This window comes from Fulvimonas yonginensis (assembly GCF_037137055.1).
GTDB classification, from domain to species: domain Bacteria; phylum Pseudomonadota; class Gammaproteobacteria; order Xanthomonadales; family Rhodanobacteraceae; genus Frateuria_A; species Frateuria_A yonginensis.
The window spans coordinates 290398-315876 of record NZ_JBBBNY010000003.1 but is presented as its reverse complement, the minus strand read 5'-3'; the positions used below and the strand labels follow the sequence as shown (position 1 = coordinate 315876).

Annotated in this window: 19 protein-coding genes and 1 pseudogene; 6 read left to right on the top strand and 14 right to left on the bottom strand. The window is 72.2% G+C overall.

The genetic code is table 11. From position 1 onward, the window contains the following. Positions 1-273: 273 nt before the first annotated feature. Positions 274-1173 (bottom strand): LysR family transcriptional regulator, encoded by a 900-nt coding sequence (locus WAT24_RS07370; RefSeq protein WP_336807184.1) that lies wholly within the window; start codon positions 1171-1173, stop codon positions 274-276. A 96-nt stretch (positions 1174-1269) separates the two neighbouring features. Here WAT24_RS07370 and WAT24_RS07365 point away from each other — a divergent pair, with 96 nt between their 5' ends. Continuing rightward, the gene (locus WAT24_RS07365; RefSeq protein ID WP_336807183.1) at positions 1270-2502 is read left to right on the top strand and encodes an MFS transporter; all 1233 of its coding nucleotides are present in this window, start codon (positions 1270-1272) and stop codon (positions 2500-2502) included. Between the two features lie 232 nt (positions 2503-2734). Here the strand turns inward: WAT24_RS07365 and WAT24_RS07360 are convergent, their stop codons facing one another. After that, positions 2735-2980, bottom strand: a complete 246-nt coding sequence (locus WAT24_RS07360; protein WP_336807182.1) for an MmyB family transcriptional regulator — start codon at positions 2978-2980, stop codon at positions 2735-2737. Positions 2981-3177: 197 nt separating this feature from the next. Here WAT24_RS07360 and WAT24_RS07355 point away from each other — a divergent pair, with 197 nt between their 5' ends. Beyond that, positions 3178-3489, top strand: coding sequence for a hypothetical protein (locus tag WAT24_RS07355; RefSeq protein ID WP_336807181.1), 312 nt, complete (start codon positions 3178-3180; stop codon positions 3487-3489). A gap of 30 nt (positions 3490-3519) precedes the next feature. Here the strand turns inward: WAT24_RS07355 and WAT24_RS07350 are convergent, their stop codons facing one another. From WAT24_RS07350 to WAT24_RS07320, 7 genes and pseudogenes are all read right to left on the bottom strand, one after another. Next, positions 3520-4707 (bottom strand): OprO/OprP family phosphate-selective porin, encoded by a 1188-nt coding sequence (locus WAT24_RS07350; RefSeq protein WP_336807180.1) that lies wholly within the window; start codon positions 4705-4707, stop codon positions 3520-3522. A gap of 220 nt (positions 4708-4927) precedes the next feature. Then, a pseudogene (locus tag WAT24_RS07345) lies at positions 4928-5977 on the bottom strand (sulfate/molybdate ABC transporter ATP-binding protein); the annotation flags it as partial. An 11-nt stretch (positions 5978-5988) separates the two neighbouring features. Further along, positions 5989-6864 (bottom strand): sulfate ABC transporter permease subunit CysW, encoded by an 876-nt coding sequence (gene cysW, locus WAT24_RS07340; RefSeq protein ID WP_336807179.1) that lies wholly within the window; start codon positions 6862-6864, stop codon positions 5989-5991. Next, a complete protein-coding gene (gene cysT / locus WAT24_RS07335) occupies positions 6861-7685 on the bottom strand; it encodes a sulfate ABC transporter permease subunit CysT (RefSeq protein ID WP_336807178.1) in 825 nt (274 codons plus the stop codon). The genes cysW and cysT overlap by 4 nt, the downstream gene beginning before the upstream one ends. A gap of 1 nt (position 7686) precedes the next feature. Continuing rightward, positions 7687-8685: a sulfate ABC transporter substrate-binding protein gene (locus WAT24_RS07330; protein ID WP_336807177.1), complete on the bottom strand. Its 999-nt coding sequence runs from the start codon at positions 8683-8685 to the stop codon at positions 7687-7689. 40 nt (positions 8686-8725) lie between these two features. After that, positions 8726-10141, bottom strand: a complete 1416-nt coding sequence (locus WAT24_RS07325) for an FAD/NAD(P)-binding protein (RefSeq protein ID WP_336807176.1) — start codon at positions 10139-10141, stop codon at positions 8726-8728. 417 nt (positions 10142-10558) lie between these two features. Then, positions 10559-12007, bottom strand: a complete 1449-nt coding sequence (locus WAT24_RS07320; protein WP_336807175.1) for a DHA2 family efflux MFS transporter permease subunit — start codon at positions 12005-12007, stop codon at positions 10559-10561. Between the two features lie 149 nt (positions 12008-12156). Between WAT24_RS07320 and tsaB the strand changes: the two genes are divergently transcribed. Further along, positions 12157-12858, top strand: a complete 702-nt coding sequence (gene tsaB, locus WAT24_RS07315) for a tRNA (adenosine(37)-N6)-threonylcarbamoyltransferase complex dimerization subunit type 1 TsaB (RefSeq protein WP_336807174.1) — start codon at positions 12157-12159, stop codon at positions 12856-12858. A gap of 93 nt (positions 12859-12951) precedes the next feature. Here the strand turns inward: tsaB and WAT24_RS07310 are convergent, their stop codons facing one another. Next, positions 12952-13971 (bottom strand): YeiH family protein, encoded by a 1020-nt coding sequence (locus tag WAT24_RS07310; protein WP_336807173.1) that lies wholly within the window; start codon positions 13969-13971, stop codon positions 12952-12954. Between the two features lie 93 nt (positions 13972-14064). Here WAT24_RS07310 and WAT24_RS07305 point away from each other — a divergent pair, with 93 nt between their 5' ends. Beyond that, positions 14065-14940 (top strand): LysR substrate-binding domain-containing protein, encoded by an 876-nt coding sequence (locus tag WAT24_RS07305; RefSeq protein WP_336807172.1) that lies wholly within the window; start codon positions 14065-14067, stop codon positions 14938-14940. Between the two features lie 62 nt (positions 14941-15002). Beyond that, positions 15003-15665: a UdgX family uracil-DNA binding protein gene (locus tag WAT24_RS07300; protein WP_336807171.1), complete on the top strand. Its 663-nt coding sequence runs from the start codon at positions 15003-15005 to the stop codon at positions 15663-15665. A gap of 18 nt (positions 15666-15683) precedes the next feature. Here the strand turns inward: WAT24_RS07300 and WAT24_RS07295 are convergent, their stop codons facing one another. The 4 genes from WAT24_RS07295 to lexA all read right to left on the bottom strand — a co-directional run bounded on the left by WAT24_RS07295 (position 15684) and on the right by lexA (position 21695). Further along, complete coding sequence (locus tag WAT24_RS07295; protein ID WP_336807239.1) at positions 15684-18791, bottom strand: error-prone DNA polymerase; 3108 nt, start codon at positions 18789-18791, stop codon at positions 15684-15686. A gap of 115 nt (positions 18792-18906) precedes the next feature. Beyond that, the gene (locus tag WAT24_RS07290) at positions 18907-20310 is read right to left on the bottom strand and encodes a Y-family DNA polymerase (protein ID WP_336807170.1); all 1404 of its coding nucleotides are present in this window, start codon (positions 20308-20310) and stop codon (positions 18907-18909) included. A 10-nt stretch (positions 20311-20320) separates the two neighbouring features. Next, on the bottom strand, positions 20321-20986 hold the full coding sequence (imuA, locus tag WAT24_RS07285; protein WP_336807169.1) for a translesion DNA synthesis-associated protein ImuA: 666 nt from the start codon (positions 20984-20986) through the stop codon (positions 20321-20323). Positions 20987-21089: 103 nt separating this feature from the next. Next, on the bottom strand, positions 21090-21695 hold the full coding sequence (gene lexA / locus WAT24_RS07280) for a transcriptional repressor LexA (RefSeq protein ID WP_336807168.1): 606 nt from the start codon (positions 21693-21695) through the stop codon (positions 21090-21092). Between the two features lie 138 nt (positions 21696-21833). Between lexA and WAT24_RS07275 the strand changes: the two genes are divergently transcribed. Continuing rightward, entirely contained in the window at positions 21834-25421 is a 3588-nt protein-coding gene (locus WAT24_RS07275) for a hybrid sensor histidine kinase/response regulator (RefSeq protein ID WP_336807167.1), read from the top strand. Positions 25422-25479 lie beyond the last annotated feature (58 nt).

Here is a 25479-nt window from a genome sequence, read left to right as displayed (position 1 = left end):
GGCGCTGGAAAACAGGCCAGAGGTAACAGGTTGCCAGCGTGACGCCCGGCAACAGGCCAGAACGGATCGCGTCCCGGGCCCGGGGTAGGCAAAGCCTGCCGGCTGAGCTCACCTGCGCCCGTGATTTCTGGCCTGCCGCATCCGGGGCCATCGCGGATGCGGCGGCGGCCATGCCAGACCGGCACAAACCCGCCATTGAGGTATTTCAGCGGCAGAGAACGGCACGCGGCTTCGGCCGCAACGGGCCACAGCGGGCGCCCGACCACACCGGAATCAGCTGGGGAACGCACCGAGCGCCTGCCGCAATGCGCCGCGGAGGTGGGTCAGCGGCGCCGCCAGGCGGCCGTCGGGTGAGCGGTGGACCAGCCAGGCGCGCACTTCGGCCTTGAACTCGGGTACCTCGATCACGCGCAGGGCCTTGCGGTAGGGGCTCTCCTTGAGGAACTCGCCCGCCGTGAGGCCGATGCCGAGGCCACGTGCGATCAGCGCATGCCGCAGGATCGGGTCGAACGCTTCCACCGCGACGCGGAACGGCAACCGTGCCTGCTCGAGCGCCCGCCGCAGCACGCGGCGAAAGCCGCAGCCGTCCTGGTTGAGTACCCAGGGCTGGTCCGACAGGTCGCGCAGCGTGACACGTCGGGGAAGCTTCATGGCCTTGGGCACGATGACCTTCACGGCTATGCGGCACAGCGGCTCCCGCTCCAGGCCGGCGGGTGGCTCGTTGTTGCCCGGCAGATAGACCAGGGCCGCGTCGATGCGCCCTGCATCCAGGTCGCCCAGCAACTCGGCCGACCAGCGGGTCGAGACCCGCGTGTGCAGCGCGGGGAAGGTCTGGCGCAAGGAACACAGGGGCTCCTCCAGCGCGATGTCGGCGAGGAACGGCGTGATGCCGAAGCGGAACTCGCCGCGCACCTCGCCGTCGCTTGCGACGCCCGCGCGCAGGTCATCCAGCGAGGCGAGCACGCGCCGGCCGAGCTGGTAGGCATCGCGGCCCGCAGCCGTCGGCCGCAGCGGCTTGGATTGCCGGTCGAGCAACGCCACGCCCAGGGTGTTCTCCAGGCTCTGTACGCGCCGCGTGACGCCCGGCTGCGTCAGGTGCAACTGGGCCGCGGCGGCGAGGATCGAGCCATGGTCCACGACCGCCACGAAGGCCTCCAGATCGCGCGTGTTCATGCGTAAACCTCATAAAGGTGATGCGTGATTTTGATTGGACTGGTATGCGTGGTGGTCATAGATTGTGCGCTCTTCTTTTACTGTTCGCATACTGCCATGAGCGCCGCCGATCCCTCCACCGTCGCCTGCCCCAGCTGCCTCGCCAGCGGCCCGACCGCCCGCCAGCTCACGCCGTTGCTGACCCTCGCCTGCGGCGTCGTCGCGCTCAACCTCACGGCGGCGCAGCCGCTGGTCGAAGTCATCGCCCATGCCCTGGGCCTGCGGCTGGCTGCTGCCGGCCTGGTCACCACGGCTACGCTGCTCGGTTACGGCGCGGGCATGGTGTTTCTGGTCCCGCTGACGGACCTGCTCGAGAACCGTCGGCTGGTGCTGTGGACGCTTGCGCTCGACATCGCCGCCCTGATGGTCTCGGCCTGGTCGCCCAGCGCACCGGTCTATCTCGTCGCGGCGTTCGCGGTGGGGGCGGCGACCAGCTCGATCCAGATGCTGGTGCCCATGGTGGCCTCGCTCGCGCCCGAGGTGGAGCGTGGGCGCGTGGTCGGCAACGTCATGAGCGGGGTGATGGTCGGCATCCTGCTGTCGCGTCCGTTGTCCACCCTGATCGCGCACGCGTTCGGCTGGCGTGCCGTGTTCGTCGCCTTCGCCGTTGCGGTCGGCGCGGTGGCGCTGCCGCTGTGGCGCTCGCTGCCCGCGTTGCAGCCCGCTCATCGCCTGCGATACGCCGCACTGGTGCGCTCGCTATGGCCCCTGGTACGCGACGAGCGCGTGCTGCAGCGGCATGCGCTGAGCGCGGTGCTCGCCTTCGGCGCCTTCAACGTGTTCTGGACCGTGGTGGCGCTGCGCCTGGCACAGCCGCCATTCGGCATGGGGGCGCAAGGCATCGCGGCGTTCGCGATGGCCGGCGTCGGTGGTTCGGTGATCGCGCCCATTGCCGGACGCCTGGGCGACCGTGGGCTGACCCGGCCGGCGAACGTGGCCATGCACCTGCTGATCATGGCGGCGTTGGCGCTCGCCTGGATGGCCGGGCGCCAGTCGCCCGGCACCGGCCTCGTCCTGATGGTGGCGGCCTCGTTGCTGCTGGACGTAGGCACCGTCGGCGATCAGACGCTCGGGCGGCGGGCGATCAACGTCGTGCGGCCGGAGGCGCGCGGCCGGCTGAACGGCCTGTTCACCGGCACCTTCTTCGTCGGCGGCGCCGCGGCCTCCTCGCTTACCGGCGTCGCCTGGGCCGTCGGCGGTTGGGGCCTGACGTGTGCCCTTGGCGCCGCGCTCGGTACCGGAGCGCTGGTGGTTTCGCTGTCCGCCTACCGGCGCCGTGCGCGTCCCTGACGTGTCCCGTGCCTGGGGCGACGGCCCGCTTTCCGCGCGACCGTGGCCGACGTGCCCACGAGTGGCGTTCCCGTACGACCCGGACGAGCGTGGCGGCAAGCCTTCAACTCGCCGGCTCAGCCGGCCATCGCACGCAACCGCTCGGCGGTCCCGGCGTCGGCGGGCACGAACGCCTCCAGCGCCAGCTTCGCCAGCGTGATGTCCACCGGCGTGCCGAAGACGGTGGTGGTGCTCAAAAGGGAAGGCACCTGGCCGTCGATCTCCAGTTGCAGCGGCACCGCAATGGCCGATGGGCGTGCGCGTCGGGCGTGCCCTCGGCCACGGGCAGGGCCTGTAGTTCGCGCAGCAGCGCGATGAGCGCCGGGTCGTGGCTCGCGTCGATCTGCTGGCGCAGGCGGTGCAGCAGGTGTGCGCGCCATTGGCCGAGGTTGCGGATGCGTGGGGCGGGGCCGGCCGGATGGAGGCTCAGGCGCAGCACGTTGGCGGGTCGCGCTCATCGCCGTGCTCCGTGGTGGGTGTGCGCACGGCGTGCGGTGGGCACGGCCGCCTGGCGATTACCTGGCAAGTAATGGATGCGCACGCTGACCGAGGCGCCGGCGCCGGGCCCTGTGGCGCTTCTCGCCGCGGATACGCCTCTTGCGGGATGCTCGCGTGGTGGTGGACGGAGGCAGGGCCATGAGCGGGCAACGTAAGCAAGACCAGTTCGAGCGGCGCGATCCGCACTCGCGCCTCGGCGACGCGGGCGCCGAGGGCCCCGGGGGCCAGCCGGTGCGGCCGGGCGAGGACGGTGGGAACCTCCGGCGCGAGCGCCTGGACACCATCGAGTGGGCGGACGACCGCACCGCCGCGCTGGACCCGAACCGCGGTGACGTGGACGAGGATCCGATGGACGACCTGATGGATGGCCGGCACAGCGACGCCGAGTACCGAAGCGAAGCCAACCGCGTGATCCCCACGCTGGGGCCGGAGGACGAGCGCGAGCGGTAGCGCGCGCCCGGCTGCCGGTGCCCGGGCGGTTCAGAACTGCACCTGCGCCCGCAGCTCCAGCACGTTCGCCCGTACCTGCTCGCCCGGCCGGCTGCTGCGTGCGCGCACGTAGTTGGCCTGCAGCTTCAGGTAGCGGTTGACGTACCAGTTGATGCCGGCGGTCCAGTCGTGTTCGCGGCCGCCGAGCACCGGCGCGTCGTCCAGGTCGAGCTGGCTGTAGCGCAGCGCCAGCTCCACCGCGCCGAACGGATGGCTCGGCTTGGGATCCTTGACGTTGCCCGCGGCGTAGGGTCGCGATTCGCCGGTGAGCATCCAGCTGGCGAACGCGTAGTAGCCGTGGATGCGGTAGTCCGGCTCGCCACTGCGCTCGACCGTGGCCGCGAGCCATTCGCCCTGCACCGACCATGGGCCGTCGATCCACAGGGCTTCCACGCCGCGTCGGTCGATGCTGTCGGCGAAGGCGAGCGTGCCGGAGTCGACCAGCCGCGGCGCGAATGCCGCCTCGGGTCGCGCGCGCAAGCGGACGCCGGGCGGCGTATGGACGCCACGGCCGTCAGTGCTGCCCTCGGGCCATTCGCGCGAGGCGGCCAGGCCCAGGTGCAGCACGCGGTCCTCCGTGTCGATCGGCACCCAGGCAGCACGCAGGGCGACCATGCGGCCGTCGTTGTCGCCGTTGAGGTCGCCGCCGCGGTAGTAGCCCACCTGGGTGAGGTAGTGCGGGCGCGCCAGCGTCCAGTCCACGCCGATGCGGCGATTGGCGTAGACCGCCTGGGTCGGCAGCGCGGCCTCCAGGAAGGTGGTCGCGCCGGTGCTGGTGTTGCCTTCCAGGCCCACCGGGGTCTTGCTGAAACCCAGCCGCAGCGTGCCCACGTCGCGGCCGAGCAGGCCCCTGCCGTGCAGCTGCAGGTAGGTGTCCACCCAGGCCCTGGCCTGGAAGTCGTAGCCGGCGACCAGGTCGTAGACGTCCTTCTTCTTGAGGTAGAAGCCGAACTCCTTGCGGCGGTTGGTCTGCGCATCCTCGAAACGGTCGCCGTCGCCGGGGAAGCGGTCGACGTCGTACTGGTACTTGAGCGAGAGGCCCAGGTCGGTGCCGTCGGCGAACACGTAGTGCGTCGGCCAGTCGTCGGCGAAGCGGTAAGGCCCGTTCGCCGCATCGGCGGCGTGCAGCGGAAGCGCCAGCGGGAGCATCAGGCCGGCGGCGATCGGCAGCTTGTTCATGGCGTGACCTCGCACAGGGTGCAGGCGGCCCGCCGGGGCGGGCCGGCCGATGCAGGTGGCAGGGGGAAACGGGCTAGTGCGTGAGCGAGCGCTAGTGCGTGAGCGAGCGCAGGCCCGTGTGCGAAGCCGCCGCCGGCAGCAGCGACAGCGGCGCCGGCCGGGTGGATTCGTCGGCCGGCAGGTGCCAGACCCAGCGCTCGGTGCCGCCGCCCGTACCCCCGCCGGCGAACAGCACCGCGCTGCGCGGTGCCACCCGCAGCGTGTCGTCCGGTTGCAGGCCGAGGCCGGCCAGTTCCTCGCTGGGGACGTCGGCTTCCAGCACCTGGTCCAGCGCGGCCACGTACAGCTCGAGGTGCGCCACGCTGCCGGCGAGGTAGACGTGCCGGAGTCGTGCCGTCCAGGCCGACTGCGACGGCGGCGGCGCCAGCGACAGGTGCTCGGGGCGCACGTAGGCCACCGCCTGCGCGTGCGTGCCGCGCCAGGGATCGGCGCCCAGCTGCCAGGCCCCGGCCGCCAGCTGCGGGCCGTCGCGGCACAGCGCGATACGGTTGACCTTGCCGATGAACTCGCACACGAACGGCGTGGCCGGCTGACGGTAGATCTCCTGCGGGCGGCCGACCTGCTCGATGCGGCCGTTGTTCATCACCGCGATGCGGTCGGCCAGCTCCAGCGCCTCCTCCTGGTCGTGGGTGACGAAGATGGTGGTGAGCCCGAGTTCGTCGTGCAGCTGGCGCAGCCAGCGCCGCAGCCGCACGCGCACCTGCGCGTCGAGGGCGCCGAAGGGCTCGTCCAGCAGCAGGATATCCGGCTCCACCGCGAGCGCCCGCGCCAGCGCCACGCGCTGGCACTGGCCGCCGGAAAGCTGGGCCGGGTAGCGCCCGCCCAGGCCTTCGAGCTGCACGCGCTTGAGCAGCCGCTCGACGCGATCGTTCAGCTCGGCACGCCCCGGCCGCGTGCGGCGCGGGCGCACGCGCAGGCCGAAGGCGATGTTCTCGCTCACGCTCATGTGCCGGAACAGCGCGTAGTGCTGGAACACCAGTCCGATCTTGCGCTCGCGCGCGTCGGCGGCGAGGAAGTCGGCGCCGTTCTTGAGCACTTCGCCGCGGTCCGGATGGTCCAGACCGGCCAGGATGCGCAGCAGCGTGGTCTTGCCCGAGCCGGAGGGTCCCAGCAGCGCCAGGAACTCGCCCGGCGCGATCGACAGGCTGACGTCGTCCAGGGCGGCGAAGCCGGTGAAGCGACGGCTGAGGTGCGACAGTTCGAGGGTCATGGCAGGTTCTCCTAGTGGCCGCCGGGCGCGTGCGCGGCGAGTTCGCCGCCGTAGCGCCACTCCAGCAGGGTCTTCACGGCGAGGGTGAGCAGCGCGAGCAGGGCCAGCAGCGAGGCCACCGCGAAGGCGCCGACGTAGTCGTACTCGTTGTAGAGCATCTCCACTTCCAGCGGCATGGTGGTGGTGAGCCCGCGGATGTGCCCGGAGACCACCGACACCGCGCCAAAGTCGCCCATTGCGCGGGCGTTGCATAGCAGCACGCCGTACAGCAGGCCCCAGCGGATATTGGGCAGGGTCACGTGGAAGAAGGTGCGCCAGCCGCTCGCGCCGAGCACCCGCGCGGCCTGCTCCTCCTCGCTGCCCTGCGCCTGCATCAGCGGGATCAGCTCGCGCGCCACGAACGGCACGGTGACGAACAGGGTCGCCAGTACCAGCCCGGGCACGGCGAACACGATCTGCACGCCGTGCGCGGCCAGCCAGGGGCCGAACCAGCCCTGCGCGCCGAACAGCAGCACGTAGACCAGGCCGGCGACCACCGGCGAGACCGAGAAGGGCAGGTCGATCAGCGCGCCGAGCAGCGCCTTGCCGCGGAACTGGAAGCGCGCCATCAGCCAGGCGGCGGTGACGCCGAAGACCAGGTTGAGCGGCACCACGAAGGCGGCCACCAGCAGGGTCAGGCGCACCGCGGCGAGGGTTTCGTAGCGGTCCAGGCTGGCGAAGTAGGCCTGCACGCCGGCGTGGAACGCTTCCACGAACACCGCCGCCAGCGGCAGCAGCAGGAACAGCAGCATCCAGGCCAGCGCCAGCGCGATCAGCAGGCCGTGCGACCACGACCGTCGCCTGGCGTCGACCCGGGGAAGCGGGCGGGGCAGGGTGATCGCGTTCATGCCGGCCGCTCCGCCCAGCGACCGCTCCAGCGTTGCAGCAGGGCGATCAGCACCAGCAGCACCAGCGAGAACGCCAGCATCACCATGCCCACCGCGGAGGCGCCGGCATGGTCGAACTGCTCCAGCTTCTGCACGATCAGCAGCGGTGCGATCTCCGAGCGCAGCGGGATGTTGCCGGCGATGAAGATCACCGAGCCGTACTCGCCCACCGCGCGCGCCAGTGCCAGCGCGAAGCCGGTCAGCAGGGCCGGCATCAGCACCGGCAGGATCACGCGGCGGAAGGTCTGGCCGTGCCGCGCGCCGAGGCTGTGCGCGGCCTCCTCCACGCCGCGGTCCAGGCTGGCCAGCACCGGCTGCAGCGTGCGCACCACGAACGGGAAGCCGACGAAGGCCATCGCCACCAGCACGCCCAGCGGCGTGTAGGCGACGCGGATGCCGAGCGGCTCCAGCCACTGGCCGAGCCAGCCGTTGGGAGCGTACAGCGCGGTCAGCGCGATGCCGGCCACGGCGGTGGGCAGCGCGAACGGCAGGTCGATCAGCGCGTCGAACAGGCGCCGCCCGGGGAAGCGGTAGCGCACCAGCACCCAGGCGACCAGCAGGCCGGCGGCGGCGTTCACCAGCGCGGCCAGCAGCGCGCCGCCGAAGCTCAGCTTGAGCGCGGCCAGCGTGCGCGGCGAGGCGAGCAACGCCAGCAGGCCATGCAGGCCGATGCCGGTGGCCTTCCACAGCAGCGCGGCGAGCGGCAGCAGCACGATCAGGCCGAGGTAGGCCAGGGTGTAGCCCAGGCTCAGCCCGAAACCGGGCAGGATGCGGCGGGTCATGTCATTGCCCTCCCTGCAGCTGGTCGAAGATCGCGCCGTCGTCGAAGAACTTCGCCTGCGCCCGGCGCCAGTCGCCGAACAGGTCGCGCACGGTGAAGGTGGTCACCTTGGGGAACTGCGCGGCGTACTGCTGCATCACCTGCGCGGAGCGCGGACGATAGAAGTGCTTGGCCTCGAGCGCCTGCGCCTGCGGCGTGTAGAGGAACTGCAGATAGGCCTCGGCCACCGCGCGCGTGCCGTGCGCATCGGCGTTGCGCGCCACCACCGCCACCGGCGGCTCGGCCAGGATGCTCACCGACGGCACCACGATCTGGAAGCGGTCGCGCCCGACTTCGCGCAGGGCCAGCATCGCCTCGTTCTCCCAGGCCAGCAGCACGTCGCCGACGCCGCGCTGCACGAAGGTGTTGGTCGCGCCGCGCGCGCCGGTATCGAGCACCGGCACGTGCCGGTACAGCTCGCCCACGAACGCGCGCGCCTTGGCCTCGTTGCCGCCGCTCTGGCGCAGCGCGTAGCCCCAGGCGGCCAGGAAGTTCCAGCGGGCGCCGCCGGAAGTCTTCGGGTTGGGGGTGATCACCTGCACGCCCGGCTTGATCAGGTCGGGCCAGTCGCGGATGCCCTTGGGGTTGCCCTTGCGCACCAGGAACACGATGGTGGAGGTGTACGGCGCGGACTGGTCGGGCAGGCGCCGCTCCCAGTCCTTCGGCAGCAGGCCGCGGTCGGCGAGCTCGTCGACGTCGTAGGCGAGCGCCAGCGTGACCACGTCGGCCGGCAGGCCGTCGACCACCGAGCGCGCCTGCTTGCCCGAGCCGCCGTGCGACATGCGGATGGTCACCTCGTCGCCGTGCTGCGCCTCCCACTGCGCGGCGAAGGCGCGGTTGATGTCCTGGTAGAGCTCGCGCGTGGGGTCGTACGAGGCGTTGAGCAGGGTCACGTTCTTGGCGGCGGCACCCGCGGCCGCCAGCGCGGCGGCGAGGGCGAACAGGAGCCGTGGAACCTTCATGTCGCTCTCCTTTGGAATGGGCTGAAACGGGGTCGGGGGGTCAGAGCTCCATCCGCGCGAGCGCGCGTGGCAAGGACGGGTCCTGGGCTTCCGCGGGCTCGCCGGCGGCGAGGCGCCGGGCCAGCTGCTGCGCGGCGGCACGGATCTCGGCCATAGCGCTGCACTCCCACAGGTTGCCGCGCAGCAATGCGCCGATCGCGTACAGGCCGACCTGCGGCTCGCCGCCGGCATTGAGCAGCTGGCCGTCGGGATGGGCGGCCACGCCCAGCTGCAGCGGATCGGGCACCGCCAGGCCGTCGCGCAGCAGTCGGGAGAGCAGCGTGTGTTCGGTGTAGGCGACGGCGGTGTCCAGCCCGGTGACCTGGATCACCCGGTCGGCCGTCAGCACGTCCAGCCGCTGCGTGGCGCGGTGGCGCACCCGCACCTGCAGCGGGCCATGCCCGTCGACCTGCAGCACGCGCGCCGCGTGCACGCGCAACCGGCCTTCCGCGCGCAGGCCGGCGATGGCCTGCGCCGAAGCGGGCGCGACACGGTGGCGCGCGGCCTCCCACAGCCAGCGCAGGTGCCGCAGGAACTGCCGGCGCTGGGCGCCGTCGAGCCGGCGCCACAGGCGCGCGTTGATCGGGCGGATGCCATCGACCAGGCTGCGCCAGTCGGTCGCCGGCGAAGCCGCGATCGCCTCGCGCACCCGACGCAGCATCGAGCGCACCCCGTCGCTCGCGAGCAACGCCGCGTTGAGCGCGGATTGCCCGGCATACAGTGGCAACGGCTGCAGCGTGTGCTCGAACGGAAACTGCCCGTGCCGCGACAGCGCGACCAGTTCGGCCTCGGGCCAGCGTTCCGCGGCGGTGAGCAGCGCATCCACCGCCGACAGGCCGGTGCCGATCACCAGCACGCGTCGCGGCGGCGTCGGGCCTTCCACGCGCTGCGGGTCGAGCGCGTAGGCGCCGCTCTGCAGGGCTTCGCGGGTCACCGCCCGGAGCGGACGCGGCGGCATCGCGCCCATCGCCAGCACTATCGAGTCGGCCTTGAGCAGCACGCCGCTCGCCAGGCGCACCGCGTAGCCGCCGTCCCACAGCGGCTCGAGCTGGACGGCGTCGTCGCCGTGGATGTGGAAGCGGCGGCCCTGCTGCAGGGCGCGGTCGGCACAGGCGCGCACCTGTGCCTCGATGAAATCGCCGAACAGGCTGCGCGGCAGGAAGTCGTCGCCGGCGACGCCGTCGAGCCGCTGCCTGGCGAACGCCAGGAAGTCGCCGTCGGCGCCGGCGAACAGGCCCATCGCGGCGGCGCGCACGTTGAGCAGGTGCTGGTCGCTGCCGCTGGCGTAGGCGACGCCGCGGCCGGCCACCGCGCGGTCGCCGGTCACCCAGTGCACCCGGGCGTCGCCCCGGCGCAACAGCTCGCCGAAGAGCGACGCGCCGGCCGCGCCTCCACCGATGATTGCGATATCTGCCATGGATTCTCCTGACGGGGGCGACTCGACGCCGGCCCACCTGGCGGCGGGTCGGCGACGGGAAAGGGATGAGGGGGGCGCCTGCGACCGGACGGTCAGGCGCGGCGGAAAAGGCGCTCCGGCGACCGCGGGTCGCGTGGGGTGGCTTGCGCAGAGGCTGGCGTGCGAGTCGGTCGCATGAGCGTCTCCTGAACCCGTTCGTTGGGAGCCACTCGAACACAGCGCTGGTTAAGGAACGGGTAGGCCTTCGCAAGGATTCGATTCGGTGCGGCGACGACGTTTTGCGCACGCATGCTGTGCTAGCGGCCGGACGCCTCGGCAGCAGCTGGACGGGCGTGACGTGGCCGTGACGGCGCCCGTGGCTCGATCGGCGCGGACGCGTGGGGCGGGCGGCGTTGCGCCGCCCACCGAGGCCGCAGGCTACGGCAGTGCCGGCTCCGTCGCCGTCGCGGTGGCCATGCGCGGACGCAACAGCAGCCCGCCGAGCGCAGCGGCCAGCAGCGCGAAGCCGGTGCCGACCAGGAACGCCACCCGGTAGCCGCCGTTGAGCGCCACCGTGCCGGCGACACCGGCCTCCAGCAGCGCGCCGGTACGCGCGGCGGCGAGGCTGGCGAGGATCGCCAGGCCCAGCGCGCCGCCCATCATGAAGGCGGTGTTGACGACGCCCGAGGCCAGCCCAGAATCGCGCGGCTCGACGTCGTTCATCGCGGCCAGCAGCACCGGGTTGAAGGCGATCCCCGCACCCAGCCCGAGCAGCACCATGCCCGGCAGCACGTCGAGCAGGAACTGGCCGTCGGCCGGCGCGCGCGCGAACAGCGCCAGGCCGAGCGCCGCCACCAGCAGCCCGCCGGCGAGCGGACGGCGGATGCCGAAGCGCATCACGATGCGCGCCGAGAGCCCCAGCGAGCAGGCGGCCATCACCAGGTTGCCGGGCAGGAAGGCCAGGCCCACCTGCATCGGCCCGTAGCCGAGCACCAGCTGCAGGTACAGCGCGGAGAGGAAGAACCAGGCGAACATCGCGCCGGCCCACAGCACGCCGACCATGTTGGCGATCGCCAGGTTGCGCAGGCGGAACAGCTGCAGCGGCACCAGCGGCGCGCGCACGCGCGCCTCGATGGCGAGGAACAGCACGAACAGCACCGCCGCGCCGGCCAGCATGCCGAGCGTGCGCGCGGACAGCCAGCCGGCCTCGTTGCCGCCGACGATGGCGTACACGGCCAGGATCAGTGCCGCGGTGACGCTGACCGCGCCGCCGACGTCCAGGTGACGCATGTCGCTGCTGCCGTGCACCGCCGGCAGCAGGCGCAGCGAGGCGACGGCCACCGCCAGGCCGATCGGCAGGTTGACCAGGAACACCCAGTGCCAGCTCAGCGTGCTCACCAGCAGGCCGCCGAGCAGCACGCCCACACTGCCGCCGCCGGCGCAGACGAAGCCGTACACGCCCATCGCCTTGGCGCGTTCGGCCGGCTCGGTGAACAGGTCCATGATCAGCGACAGCGCCACCGCGGTGACCACCGCGCCCCCCAGGCCCTGGATGCCGCGCGCCACCACCAGCCACTCGCGCGAGCTGGCCAGCCCGCAGGCCAGCGAGGCCAGGGTGAACAGCACCAGCCCGAGCAGGAACAGCCGGCGGTGGCCGAACAGGTCGCCCAGCCGCCCGCCCAGCAGCAGGAAGCCGCCGTAGGTGAGCACGTAGGCGTTCACCACCCAGGCCAGCGTGGCCTCGGAAAAGCCCAGGTCCGCGCGGATCGAGGGCAGCGCCACGTTCACGATGGTGGTGTCCAGCACGATCATCAGGACGCCAAGGCAGAGCACGGTGAGGGCCAGCCAGCGGCCGTCGCGTGGCGTGGAGGGAGAAGGGGTGGGCATGTTCAAAGCGGGAGCTCCTTTCGGGGAACGTCGACAGGGGAAGGCCGCCGGTACGCCGGCGCCGCCATGACGACGCGCGGAGTATCCGCGAATCGACACCGCCACGCAGGGAGGGAGGAGCGTGCGCGGACCGTGCGAGAATCCCGCGCATGAACCTGCTCGCGATCGAAACCAGCACCGAAGCCTGCTCCGTCGCCCTCGTGCACGGCGAACAAGTCATCGCGCGCAGCGAACTGGCGCCGCGCCGCCACGCCGAGCTCGCCCTGCCGATGGCCGCCGCGCTGCTCGCCGAGGCGGGCCTGGGCAAGCACGCGCTCGATGCGATCGCGGTCGGCCGCGGCCCCGGCGCGTTCACCGGCGTGCGCCTGGGCGTGGCGCTGGCGCAGGGCATGGCGCTGGCGCTCGACCGCCCGGTGGTGCCGGTGTCCTCGCTTGCGGCGCTGGCGCTGGAGGCGCCGGAGGACGAGACGTCCATCCTCGCCGTGATCGACGCGCGCATGGGCGAGATCTATGCCGCCTGCTACCGTCGCGACGGGACCGGCGGGCTGGTGGCGCTGGACGCGGAGCGCGTCTGCGCACCGGAGGCCCTGACGTTGCCCGAAGCCCCGGCCTGGGCCGTGGTCGGCAGCGGCTGGACCACCTACGCCGACGTCCTGCGCGGGTATCTCACCGGCAAGTTGCAGCACGCCGACGGCGAGCGCTATCCGCAGGCCCGCCACGTCGCCGAACTGGCCGTGCGAGAGTACCAGGCGGGCCGTGCCGTGCCGCCCGAGCAGGCCCTGCCCGTGTACCTGCGCGACAAGGTCGCGCTGACGCTCGCCGAGCAAGGTCGTCCCCACCCGAACTCATAGGAGCGAGCTTGCTCGCGATCCTTGGGATCCGTACCCGGCCAAGGGCATCGCAGCAAGCTCGCGCCTGCACGGGCATGCCGTTGCGGCAGCCTCTCAGAGCCGGCCGATCGCCAGTTGCACCAGCAGGCTGCTCACCGCCACCGCCACCCACACGCCGAGCCCCAGCAGGATCGGCCGCGGCCCGCTGGCGACCATCCGGCGCAGGTTGGCCGACAGGCCGATCGCGGTGAGCGCGACGATGATCAGGAACTCCGCCGCGGCGTGGATTGCCGGCTGGATCGCCGTCGGCACCAGGCCGGCCGTGCGCACCGCCGAAGCGACCAGGAACCACAGGATGAACCACGGGAAGATGCGCCGGAGGCTGAAATCCGCCGCGCCCTTCTTCTTCTCGCGCAAGGCCACCATCACCGCCAGCGTGATGCACACGGGAATGATCAGCGTGGCACGGGTCAGCTTGACGATGGTGGCGTAGTCGCCGGCCGCGTGGCTGTAGCTGTAGCCGGCCGCGACCACCGAGGAGGTGTCGTTGATCGCGGTGCCTGCCCACAGTCCGAAGCCCAGGTCGGACAGGTTCATCAGGTGCCCCAGCAGCGGGAACAGCAGCACCGCCACCAGGTTGAACAGGAAGATGGTGGAGATCGCGAAGGCGGTATCGTGCTCGTCGGGCCTGATGATCGGCGTCACCGCCGCGATCGCCGAGCCGCCGCAGATCGCGGTGCCCACGCCGATCAGCACCTTGAGCTGGTCGTGCACGCCGAGCAGCCGGCCCAGGCCCCAGGCGGCCACGAACGCCGCGCTCATGGTGACCAGCGTGACCGATAGCGACTCCAGCCCGGTCTTCGCCACCTGGTCGAGGCTGAGACCGAAGCCGAGCGCGATGATCGACCACTGCAGCACCTGCTTGCCGGCGAACTGGATGCCGGGCGCGAAGCGCGCGCCGGGCGCGGCCAGGTTGCGCACCAGGATGCCGAGCACGATGCCGATCACCGGTCCGCCGACCAGCGGCGCCAGCCGCCCCAGCCACAGCGCCGCCAGCGCGAGGGCCAGCGCGAGGCCCAGGCCCGGCAGGCGGGCGGACAGGGTGGGGGCGGGCGTGGCGGCGACGGCGTTCATCGATCGTCCGGAGGGTCGGGAGGCACCCATTGTCCCTACGCAGGGCCATCAGCAGAACTTTGTATATCTGATGGCTGCTATAAGATGAACTGAATGCTCAACATCACCCCCCGCCAGCTCGACGTGTTCGTGCAGACCGCGCTGCACGGCAGCCTGCGCGCGGCCGCCGAGCGCGTGCACCTGACCCAGCCGGCCGCCAGCATGGCGCTGGCCGAGCTGGAGCGGCAGCTCGGCGCGCCGCTGTTCGACCGCGAGCGTGGCCGGCTGCATCTCAACGCACGCGGGCGCGAGCTGCTGCCGCGCGCCCAGGAGCTGCTGGAGCGCCACGCGGAACTCGCCCGGTTCGGGCAGGGGGACGCGCAGGCCCTGGCGGGCGAGCTGCGCATCGGCGCCAGCAACACCGTGGGCAACTACCTGGTGGGCGAGCTGCTGGGCGCGTTCGTGCGCGCACAGCCGCGGGTGGCGATCCGCCTGCGCGTGGCCAACACCCACGCCATCGCGGCGATGCTGCTGGACCATGCGCTCGACCTGGGCTGCGTCGAGGGCCCGGTGGCGCACCCGCAACTGGAGCTCAGGCCCTGGCGCGAGGATCGCCTGTGCGTGTGCGCGGCGCCGGACCATCCGCTCGCCCGCAAGCGCGGCCTCAAGCCGGTCGACTTTGCCGGCGCCCGCTGGGTCCTGCGTGAGCCGGGCTCGGCCACGCGGGCCACCACCGAGCGCGTGCTGGCCCAGTTGCCGCCCGGCGAGACGGTGCTGGAGCTGGACCAGGTCGAGGCGATCAAGCAGGCCGTCGCCGCGGGCCTGGGCATCGCCTGCCTGCCCGAGGTGGCGCTGGTCGATGCGCTGGCCACCGGCCGGCTCAAGGCATTGAAGACGCCGTTCCTGGACCTCAGGCGCATGCTGTCGCTGCTGCTGCACAGGCAGAAGTACCGTGGTGCGCTGCTGGAAGCCTTCCTGCGTTCGCTCTGATCGTGCCCTGGGCTCGAGCCTTGCCGGCGGGTTCACCCCCTCGACGCTAGCGTCCGCCCGCCATGCCCACGCGCGCTTCCAGCCATCCCTTCGGCGTCCCGTTGGCCAAGCCGGTCGACGAAGTTCCCGCCGGTACGCTCACCACCTTGCGGCGCAAGGCGCGCGACTGCCATGCCTGCCCGCTGTGGCGCTACGGCACGCAGACCGTGTTCGGCGAGGGGCCGGCGACGGCGAGGGTGATGCTGATCGGAGAGCAGCCCGGGCTGCACGAGGACCGCGAGGGCGTGCCCTTCGTGGGTCCGGCCGGGCAACTGCTCGACCGCGCGCTGGGCGAGGCCGGGCTGGACCGCGCGATGCTCTATCTCACCAACACGGTCAAGCATTTCAAGTACGAGGCCCGCGGCACCGCCAAGCTGCACAAGCGGGCCAATGCCGCCGAGCAGGCCGCCTGCCGCATGTGGCTGGCGGCCGAACTGCTGCGGGTGCAGCCGAGGCTGGTGGTGGGCCTGGGCGCGATGGCGGCACAGACCATGTTCGGCAACGCCTTTCGCATCACGCGCGAGCGTGGCGCGTGGCGGCCGCTGGGCGAAAGGGTGCGGGGGCTGGCGACCTGGCATCCCTCGGCGGTGCTGCGCATGCCGGAGGAGGCGCGGCGGCACCAGGCGTTCGCGGAGCTGGTGGCGGACCTGCGGGCGGTGGCGGAGGCGCTGGAAGGGCTGGGGTAGCACCGGTCTTGCCCGGCCCTAGTGGAAATCCCGCGACCGTACGTCCAGTTCCCCCAGCATCGGCGTCAGATCCTCCAGCGTGTGCGCGATCAGGTGCTGCACGCCGTGCTGGCTTTCCAGGTGCCCTTCCACCGCGAGCAGCCGCGAGGCGAGCAGCACGCGGCGCTGCCGCAGCACGACCCGGCGCCAGATCACCACGTTGGTGAGGCCGTGCTCGTCCTCGAGGGTCAGGAACACCACGCCACTGGAGGTCTGCGGCTGCTGGCGCAGGGTGACGATGCCCGCCACGCGCACCGGGCGGCCGGTGGGCAGTGCGGCCAGCTCGTTGGAGGCGCGGAAGTGCCGTGCGCGCAACCGCGCGCGCAGCAGGCGCAGGGGGTGCGGGCCCAGCGTGGTGCCGGTGAGCGCGTAGTCGGCGTGCAGGTCCTCGCCGCGGGTGGGCAGCGGCAGCGCGACCGTTTCGGTCTCGGGCGTGGCGCCGGGGAACAGCGGCAGCTGCGGCTCCACCCCGGCGATCGCCCAGCGCGCGCGGTGGCGATGGCCGGCCAGCGCGCGCAGCGCGCCGGCGTCGGCGAGCAGAGCCTGGGCGCGGCGGTCGAGGCGTGCGCGGGCGCAGAGATCGGCCACGTCGGCGAACGGGCGTTCCCTGCGGGCGGCCACGATGGCTTTCGCGGTCGTTTCCGAGAAGCCGCGGATCAGCCGCAGCCCCATGCGGATCGCCGGCTGCAGGCGCGCATCGCGCTCGGGTTCCAGCGTGCAGTCCCAGTCGCTGTGCCGCACGTCGATGGGCAGCGTGCGCACGCCATGGCGGCGCGCGTCCTGCAGCAACTGGTCGGGCGAGTAGAAGCCCATCGGCGCGGAGTTGATCAGCGCGCAGGCGAACGCCGCCGGCTCGTGGCATTTCAGCCAGCTGCTCACGTAGGCGAGCAAGGCGAAGCTCGCCGCGTGCGATTCCGGGAAGCCGTAGCTTCCGAAGCCCTTGATCTGCTCGAACAGGTGCTCGGCGAACTCGCGCGAGTAGCCGTTCTTCAGCATGCCGGCGAGCAGCTTATCGCGATGCGGTTCCAGGCCGCCGTGGCGTTTCCAGGCGGCCATCGAGCGGCGCAGGGCGTCGGCCTGGCTGCCGTTGAAGTCGGCGGCGACCATGGCGATCTGCATCACCTGCTCCTGGAACAGCGGGACGCCCAGGGTGCGTTCGAGAACGCCCTTCAGTTTCTCGGAGGGGTAGTCGACCGGCTCCTCGCCGTTTCGCCGGCGCAGGTACGGATGCACCATGTCGCCCTGGATCGGGCCGGGGCGCACGATCGCCACCTCGATCACCAGGTCGTAGAACTTGCGCGGCTTGAGGCGCGGCAGCATCGCCATCTGCGCGCGCGACTCGATCTGGAACACGCCGATGGTGTCGGCGCGGCTGATCATGTCGTAGGTGGCCTCGTCGTCCTTGTGATCCTTGTTGATGCCGGCAATGGTGTACGCGCCGCGGCCGTGCCCGCGCAGCAGGTCGAAGGTCTTGCGCACCGCCGTGAGCATGCCCAGCGCGAGGCAGTCGACCTTGAGCATGCCAAGGGTGTCCAGGTCGTCCTTGTTCCACTGGATCACCGTGCGGCCGTCCATCGCGGTGTTCTCCACCGGCACCAGCGTCGAGAGCGGATGCTCGGAAATGACGAAGCCGCCGGGGTGCTGGGAGAGGTGGCGGGGAAAGCCGATCAGTTGCGCGGTGAGCGCGAGGACCTGGCGTATCAGCGGGGTGTCCGGATCGAAGCCGCGCTCGCGCAGGCGGTCCGACGGCGGCACCTCGCCGCTCCAGCGGTCGAGCGTGGCGGACAGCTCGCCGGCCAGCTCCGGCGACATGCCCAGCGCGCGTGCCACGTCACGGACCGCGCCGCGGCCACGGTACTCGGTCGCCACCGCGGTGAGCGCGGCGCGGTCGCGGCCGTAGCGGTCGAACACGTACTGCAGCACCTCTTCGCGGCGCTCGTGCTCGAAGTCGACGTCGATGTCCGGCGGTTCGTCGCGGTCGGCCGAGATGAAGCGTTCGAAGAGCAGGTTGCTCGTTGCCGGATCGGCTTCGGTGATACCGAGCGCGTAGCAGACCAGCGAGTTGGCCGCCGAGCCGCGACCCTGGCAGAGGATCTGCTTCGAGCGCGCGAAGCGCACGATGTCGTGCACGGTGAGGAAGTAGGACTCGTACTTCTTGGTCCGGACAAGAGCCAGTTCCTGTTCGATCTGCTGGCGCTCTTTCGCAGGCACCCCGTCCGGCCAGCGCCAGCGCATGCCTTCCTCGACCAGCTGGCGCAGCCAGGTGGTCGGCGTGTGGCCTTCGGGTACCAGCTCGTGCGGGTAGGTGTACTCGAGCTCCTCCAGCCGGAACGTACAGCGCTGCGCGATCGCCACGCTCTCGGCCAGCAACTCGGGCGGATAGATGGCCGCGAGCGCGCGGCGCGTGCGCAGATGGCGTTCGCCGTTGGGGAACAGGCGATGGCCGGCCCGCGCCACGGTGGTGTGGTGGCGGATCGCGGTCATCACGTCCTGCAGCGGGCGGCGGGCGCGCACATGCATGTGCACGTCGCCGGCGGCGACCTGCGGCAGCGCCAGGCGTTCGCCGAGGCTGCGCAGTTCGGCCAGGCGCGCGTCGTCGTCGGGGCCGCGGTGCAGTTCGACGGCCAGCCAGCAGCGGCCGGGGAAGCGCTCCTTCAACCATGCGCCCTCGGTCTCGTCGGGTGCCGTGGCGGGTAGCCACAGCGCGAGCAGGCCGTCGGTGGTGGCGAGATCCTCGCGTAACGCTTCGTAGCCGCCTTTCGGTGCGCGCCGGCGAGCGGCGGTGATGAGCTGGCACAGCCGTGCGTAGCCTTGCTGGTTTTCGACCAGCAGCACGCATTTGGGGCCGCCTTCGAATCGGAACTCACTACCGACGATGAGCTTGACGCCCGTCTCGCGCGAGGCTTCCAGCGCGCGCACGATCCCGGCCAGGGTGCATTCGTCGGTGATCGCGAGGGCGCCGTAACCCTGCTGTTTCGCGCGTTCGAACAGCTCGATCGCCAGCGAGGCGCCGCGCTGGAAGCTGAAGGCGGAGAGGCAGTGGAGTTCGGCGTAGGCGGGGAGGTTCACGCGTTCACTCTCCACCATCGCGGTAGGAGCGAGCTTGCTCGCGATGCCTTTTCGTTCCGACGCCACAAGTGCATCGCGGGCAAGCGCGCTCCCACATGGCATCGCCGGGAGGGCGGGGCCGGGCGTGACGTGCTCATGCGAACCACCCGTGCAGCATGAAACCCTCGCGTTCGCCGAGCGGGCAGAACGCCCAGGCGCGCTGCCCGGCGGCGGTTTCGACCACGTAGTAGTCGCGGCGCACGTCGCCGTCCCACCAGCCGCTCTCGATGCGCTCGGGACCGGCCAGGACGTGCAGCTCGCGCTCGCGCAACGGGACCGGTTGCGGCAGCAGCCAGCCGGGACGGGGCGATGGCGGGACGTCGGCGCTGTCGCCGTGGTCACGCCAGGCGCGTTCGGGGCGGTGGTCGGCATGCATCGCCAGGCCGTGCACGGCATCATCGCCCAGGCGCGCGCGCAGGCGTTCGCGCAATTGCTCCCATGGCACCGCCTGTTGCGGGCGCGCGTCGAACAGGTCGCGGCCGGCCGGCATGAAGGGTGGCAGTTCGCGTGCGATCAGCCGCAGCACGCGCACCGGCGCGGCCAGCTGCACCGGGTCGAGCCGGCCGCGGGCGAGCTCGAACAGCATGGCCGCGTCGCGCTCGGGAGCGAGCAGGCCGACCGGCACCTCGGTGGCGGCGCCGCGCTCGTGCTCCAGCCGCAGCACGAAGCGCTGCACGCCGCCGTCGCGGCCGGCAAGATAGGCAGCCAGGTCGCCGGTCATGCGGCGCAGCGGGAACAGCAGCTGGCCGGTGGCGCCGACCTCGTAGTCGAATTCGACGCGCGATTCGAAGTGATCCGGTGGCTGGTAGCAGGCGAGCGGCGTGGCCAGCGCGCCGGTGAGGCGATCGAGCTGGTCGAGGGTGTCGCTGCCCACGCGCCGGCCCAGCGCCGCGCGCGGCAGCGCATAGACCTGGGCGAGCCGGCGCAGGCCCATGCGGCGCAGGCTGGCGGCGGCCTCGGGCGGCAGGCCCGCGCGCTCCACCGGCAGTTGGCCGAGGGCCTGCCTGAGCGGTGCCTCGTGGGTGATCGCCAGCCCGTCGTGCACGCCGGCCAGCGCGCGCGCAGCCCACGGGTTGGGCGCCAGCGCGATGCGGTGGCGGAAGCCGAGCGCGGTGAGTTCCTCGCGCATCAGCCGCTCCATCCGCGGCCACGGGCCGAACAGGCGGAAGCTCGCCTCCACCTCGACCAGCAGCGAGGCGGGCAGCTGCCGGCTGACCTGCGCGCCGTAGCGGTAGGCCCAGGCGGCGAGGAAGTCGTGCCAGCGCGCGGTCTCGGCCGGATCATGCTCGACCGCGGCGAAGCGCGCGCAGATCGCCTGCGCGGTGGCCAGCGGCAGCCCGGCACGCAGGCCCGCCGCCTTCGCCGCGGGGTTGACCGCGCGCAGCACGCGCCGCTGTACCGGGCCGTCGATCAGCGCCAGCGGCTGATCCGGCGCCGCGAGCCGACGCAGCACGCCGTCGAGCGCGAGTTGCGGCAACAGGATGCAGGCCCACAGCATCGCGCGTGCCTCAGGCCAGGTCCGCGGCCCCGTGCGGGCCCCGAACCGCGGGGGACACGCCGGCCGGCAGCGGCCAGGGCAGCGGCTGTGCCGGCGGGTTGCCGCCGCGGCACTTGAGCACGCGCAGCCGCGGTGGCCGCGCCTCGAGCACGAGCCGCAGGGCGGCCGGCGAGGCCTGTGCCGCCGCGGCCGCGGGACGCATGGCGAAGCCCAGGCACTGGCCCGCTTCCGCCGCCAGCTGCAGGCGGCGCAGGGTGCGGTCGTCGGCCTGCTGCGGCCAGCACAGCACGGCGGCGCAGGCGGCCGAGCGCAGGCATTGCTCGGTTGCCCAGGCCGCGTCGCGCGGCTCGGCGCGTACCACCTGCAGACGATCCAGCCGCACGCCGGCGCCGGCCCAGGCGGCAGGGAAGGGCAGGTAGGGCGGGGCGACCAGCGCGACCAGGCCGCCGGCCTGCGTCAGGCGCGCCAGTGCGGGCCACAGCAGGGCGAGTTCGCCGACGCCGTCCAGCGGCAGCAGCACCTCGCTCAAGGCGGCTTCGGGCCAGCCGCCGCTGGGCAGCGCGGCGTCCAGCATGGGAAAGCCGGTGGGCTGGCGCGAGGGCGGGCGCGCCTGCGGCTGGCCGCGCCAGAGGCGGCGGGCGTCGAGCAGGCTGTCGAGGGCGATGACGGTACTCATGCAAATGGAACAGCGAAGGCGCTTCGAATGAAGGGCGAGGCCAGCCTCGGCCGCTCACCCCAGCCCTCTCCCCGGAGGGAGCGGATCCGGCGGGATCGGGCGCTCATCCGGGCCGTACCAGACCGGCGAACAGGCCCTCGATGGCGAAGTCGGTGGCGCGCGGGTCCACCTCGATCGGGGCGTAGGCCGGGTTGCGCGGCAGCAGGCGGATGCGCCCGTCCTTGCGTTCGAGCCGCTTGACGGTGAACTCGCCTTCCAGGCGCGCCACCACCGTCTGGCCGTGGTGTGCCTCCGGGGTGCGATGCACGCCGATCAGGTCGCCGGGGAGGATGCCGTCCAGCAGCATCGACTCGCCCACCACCTCCAGCAGGTAGTCCGGCCTGAGGCGGAACAGCGAAGGATCGAGCGCGACCTCGCGGCGGACTTCGGCCTCCGAGCCGATCGGCCGGCCGGCGGCGACCCGGCCGAGCAACGGCACCTGCAGGGCCTGCGGCGGCGGAGGCTGGCGCAGGCGGATGCCGCGCGCCTGGCCGGGCACCCGTTCGAGGTAGCCCTCGCGTTCCAGCGCCTCCAGGTGCAGCCGTGCGGAGCGGTTCTGCTTCAGGCCCAGCGCCGCGGCGATCTCCAGTTGCGAGGGCGGGTAGCCGTGCTCGGCGAGGTGCCGGCGCAGGTAGTCGAGCAGGGCCTGGCGGGTGGGGGTGAGAGCCATGTACTAAGATTAGTACATCTTCGACGGTCGCGGCTGGGTGGTGCTTTTGGCATCATCCCGTGAAGGGGAAAAGGTGGTTTGCCGACCGCATGAAGGCGTACGGGGCTGCACCGGCCTTCAGGCATGTAGGGGAAGCTCATGGTGTCCGCTTTGCTGCTGGGCGTTGGCTTGCTGCTGGGAGCGCCCGGAGCTGCCGGCGTTCCGGCTTCCGCTTCCGCCGGCGCCGGCGCCGCCCCGACCGGTGCACTGCCGACCCCGCAGTTCCGCCGCTACGGCAGCGCCAACGGCCTGCCCAGCAGCCTGGTCTACACCGTGGTGCAGGCGCCGGATGGCACCATGTGGTTCGGCACCAAGAACGGCATCGCGCGCTTCGACGGCATCGAGTTCAAGGTCTACCGGCACGTGGCCGGGGATCCGGGATCGCTCTACGGCAACGGCATTTCCTCGCTGCTGGTCGATCACCACGGCCGCCTGTGGGCCGCGGGCCTGGACGCGGGCCTGAACCTGTTCGACGCGACCAGCGGCACCTTCCGGCACTGGGGACACGACCCGGCCGATCCGCACAGCCTGGTCAGCGAAAAGGTGTGGGCCCTGGCGCAGACCGCCGACGGCAGTCTGTGGGTAGGTACCCGCTACGGGCTGGACCGGATGCGCGCGGACGGCCGCTTCGAACACGTCGTCAACCCGCTGTTGGGGCCGCAGCCGGCCGATTTCGGCGAGGTCGCCGCGCTGTACGTCGATCCGCGCGACCGGCTGTGGATCGGCAGTTCCCACGGCCTGTTCCGGCGCGAACCGGACGGCTCCATGAAACGCATCCGGTCGGAGGATCCGACCCAGCCGCTGGATGCCTGGCGCATCAACGGCATCGGCGACGAGGTGCGCATCGCCACCGTGCGTGGGCTGGTGGTGGTGGGGCCCGACGACGTGGCCCGCCGTTTCGCCCGGGATGCGTTGCCCGACACCAACGTGATGGTGAGCACCCGCGACCGCGACGGGCGGCTGTGGATCGGCACGCAGCGCGGCCTGTTCCTGCAGCAGCGGCGCGACGGCCCGGTAGTGCCGGTGATGGACCGGCCGGTGCTCTACGGCAACCTGCCGGGCACCTGGGTCTGGCAGCTCTACGTCGACCGCGAAGGGGGCCTATGGGTGACCATGCTCGACGGCGGCGTGGCCTACCTCTCCCCGGCCTGGTACAGCTTCAGCCGCTACACGCACGTGCCGGACGAGCCCACCAGCCTGCGCGATTCGGTGGCCACCACCATGGCGCGCGGTCGCGACGGCCGTCACGTCTGGGTGGGCGAGCGCGGCGGCCGGGTCGACCGGCTCGATCCGTCCACCGGCGCGGTCGATCACGTACTGTCGGGGCTGCGCGGCGACGTGGTCGGCATGACCGAGGGCGACGGCGGGCGGCTGTGGGTCGCGGTGCAGGGCGCGCTCTACCGTACCGAGGGTGCACGGGCCGAACGCGTCGACCCCGAGGGCCGGTACCTGCGCCATCCGCTGGAAGTGGAGCCCGGCCCCGACCACCGCCTGTACGTGCGCACCTTCGGCGAAGGCCTGTTCCGGGTCGACCCCGACACGCTGGCGGTGACCCCGGTACCGATGCGCCACGCCGACGACAAGATGCTGTGGGGCTCGCAGATGACCCTGAGCGACCGCGGCGTGTTCTTCTACGCCAGCGAGGGCGGCCTGATGCGGCTGGACCCCACGCACCGTTTCTTCGAGCCGGTGCCGGGCGGTCCCAACGGCGTTTCGGTCGAGGCCTTCAGCTTTTCCCCCGACGGCCTGTGGCTGGCCACGCCGGACGGGCTGGAGCAATACCGCTACCACGGCGACGGCCTGGCGCTGGTACGGCGGGTCGACATGGCGCAGGGCTGGCCCTCGGTGGGCGTGGTCGACATGCGGGTGGATGCGCAGGGGCGCGTGTGGATCTTCGGCAACGACGGCCTGTGGCGCTTCGATCCGCAGAGCGGGCGGTTCCGGGCGTTCGGCCTGCAGGACGGCCTGAGCAATGCGGAGTTCTCGCGCGGCTACGCGCTGATGCCCGACGGCACCATCTATGCCGCCAGCCTGGGCGGCGTGGTCGCGTTCAACCCCGATCGCATCTGCGAGCAGGCCGCCGTGCCGCAACTGGCGCTGACCCGGGTGCGCGTGCGCCGCCACGGCGAACTCACCGACCTGCCGCTGGGCCCTGGCCCGGTGGAGGTGGACTGGCGGGACCGCGAGCTCGGCGTGGAGGCGCGGGTGTTCTCCTACGTCAACCCCGCGGCCAACCGCTACCGCTTCCGCCTGGATGGCTTCGACAGCGGCTGGGTGGATGTCGACGGCCGCGGCGAGCGCGAGTTCGCCGGACTGGGCGCGGGCGACTACACCCTGCACGTGATGGCCGCCGGCGCCGGCGGCGCCTGGGCGCATCTGGCCACGCCACTGCGCATCCACGTCGAGGCGCCGCCGTGGGCGCGCTGGTGGGCGTGGCTGACCTATGCCGCCACGCTGGCGCTGGCCGTGTGGCTGGTGATGTGGGTGTGGCGCCGCCGCCTGGCGCAACGCCACCGCATCGCCCTGGCCGAGCAGCAACGCTCCCTCGCCGAAGAGGCGAGCGCGGCCAAGACGCAGTTCCTGGCCACCCTGAGCCACGAGATCCGCACGCCGATGACCGGCGTGATGGGCATGGCCGAGCTGCTGCTGGCCACGCCGCTGCGCTCCGACCAGCGCGACTACGCGCTGGCCATGCAGCGCTCCGGCGGCATGCTGCTCAAGCTGCTCAACGATGCGCTGGACCTGGCACGCATCGAGGCCGGTCGGCTCGAGTTGGAGCCGGCGCCGTTCGATCCGCGCCAGCTGGTCGACGACGTGGCGCAACTGCAATTGGGCCATGCGCAGGCCAAGCACCTGGGCTTCACGGTGGAACTGGCCGACGACCTTCCGCCGCGGGTGGTGGGCGACGCGGTACGGATCAAGCAGGTGCTGCTCAACCTCACCCACAACGCACTGAAGTTCACCGAACGCGGCGGCGTCACGCTGTGCGCGGCACGCTGCCCCGGCGGTCTGGTGTTCAGCGTGGCCGACACCGGTCCCGGCATCCCGGAGGCAGCCCAGGCGCGCCTGTTCCAGCGCTTCGAACAGGTCGACGGGCCGCAGCGGCGCGCCGGCAGCGGCCTGGGCCTGGCGATCTGCCGCGAGCTGGTCGGCATCATGGGCGGCAGCATCGAGCTGGAATCGCGGCTGACCCGCGGCAGCACCTTCCGCGTGCGCCTGCCGCTGCCGCAGCCCGAAGGCGCCGCAGCCACCGGCCCCGGCGCGCATGCGCCGACCGGGCGCGCCCTGCACGTGCTGCTGGTGGAGGACGACGCGATCGTCGCTGCGGTGATCCGCGGCCTGCTCGAGCGCCGGCAGCATCGCGTGTGCTACGTGGCCAACGGCCTGGGCGCGCTGGCGGAACTGGCGCAGTCGCCGTTCGACGTGCTGCTGCTGGACCTGGATCTGCCGGGCGTGGACGGCTTCCAGATCGCCCGGCTGATCCGCCAGCGCGAGGAGCCGGGCCAGCGCCTGCCGATCGTGGCGGTGACCGCGCGCTCCGGCGGCGACGAGGAGGCCCGTGCGCGCGACGCCGGCATGGACGCCTTCCTGCGCAAGCCGTTCACCGGCGAGCAACTGGCCGAGCTGTTCGCCGAACTGGTGCCGGAGGCCGAGGGGGACGCCCGCGAAGTCGTCGACCTGACCTAGCGAACCACCCGTAGAAGCGTGCCTGCTCGCGATGCTCCCGGCTCATGCACCCAGGCAA

What these genes read in the sequence shown, in the direction of transcription:
- WAT24_RS07305 (WP_336807172.1), top strand. Translation starts at nt 14,065, where the DNA reads ATGCTCAACATCACCCCCCGCCAGCTCGACGTGTTCGTGCAGACCGCG.
- WAT24_RS07365 (WP_336807183.1), top strand. Translation starts at nt 1,270, where the DNA reads ATGAGCGCCGCCGATCCCTCCACCGTCGCCTGCCCCAGCTGCCTCGCC.
- cysW (WP_336807179.1), bottom strand. Translation starts at nt 6,864, where the DNA reads ATGAACGCGATCACCCTGCCCCGCCCGCTTCCCCGGGTCGACGCCAGG.
- WAT24_RS07310 (WP_336807173.1), bottom strand. Translation starts at nt 13,971, where the DNA reads ATGAACGCCGTCGCCGCCACGCCCGCCCCCACCCTGTCCGCCCGCCTG.
- tsaB (WP_336807174.1), top strand. Translation starts at nt 12,157, where the DNA reads ATGAACCTGCTCGCGATCGAAACCAGCACCGAAGCCTGCTCCGTCGCC.
- WAT24_RS07370 (WP_336807184.1), bottom strand. Translation starts at nt 1,173, where the DNA reads ATGAACACGCGCGATCTGGAGGCCTTCGTGGCGGTCGTGGACCATGGC.
- WAT24_RS07330 (WP_336807177.1), bottom strand. Translation starts at nt 8,685, where the DNA reads ATGAAGGTTCCACGGCTCCTGTTCGCCCTCGCCGCCGCGCTGGCGGCC.
- WAT24_RS07300 (WP_336807171.1), top strand. Translation starts at nt 15,003, where the DNA reads ATGCCCACGCGCGCTTCCAGCCATCCCTTCGGCGTCCCGTTGGCCAAG.
- WAT24_RS07290 (WP_336807170.1), bottom strand. Translation starts at nt 20,310, where the DNA reads ATGCTGTGGGCCTGCATCCTGTTGCCGCAACTCGCGCTCGACGGCGTG.
- WAT24_RS07355 (WP_336807181.1), top strand. Translation starts at nt 3,178, where the DNA reads ATGAGCGGGCAACGTAAGCAAGACCAGTTCGAGCGGCGCGATCCGCAC.
- WAT24_RS07275 (WP_336807167.1), top strand. Translation starts at nt 21,834, where the DNA reads ATGGTGTCCGCTTTGCTGCTGGGCGTTGGCTTGCTGCTGGGAGCGCCC.
- WAT24_RS07320 (WP_336807175.1), bottom strand. Translation starts at nt 12,007, where the DNA reads ATGCCCACCCCTTCTCCCTCCACGCCACGCGACGGCCGCTGGCTGGCC.
- imuA (WP_336807169.1), bottom strand. Translation starts at nt 20,986, where the DNA reads ATGAGTACCGTCATCGCCCTCGACAGCCTGCTCGACGCCCGCCGCCTC.
- WAT24_RS07350 (WP_336807180.1), bottom strand. Translation starts at nt 4,707, where the DNA reads ATGAACAAGCTGCCGATCGCCGCCGGCCTGATGCTCCCGCTGGCGCTT.
- WAT24_RS07325 (WP_336807176.1), bottom strand. Translation starts at nt 10,141, where the DNA reads ATGGCAGATATCGCAATCATCGGTGGAGGCGCGGCCGGCGCGTCGCTC.
- lexA (WP_336807168.1), bottom strand. Translation starts at nt 21,695, where the DNA reads ATGGCTCTCACCCCCACCCGCCAGGCCCTGCTCGACTACCTGCGCCGG.
- WAT24_RS07295 (WP_336807239.1), bottom strand. Translation starts at nt 18,791, where the DNA reads ATGGTGGAGAGTGAACGCGTGAACCTCCCCGCCTACGCCGAACTCCAC.
- cysT (WP_336807178.1), bottom strand. Translation starts at nt 7,685, where the DNA reads ATGACCCGCCGCATCCTGCCCGGTTTCGGGCTGAGCCTGGGCTACACC.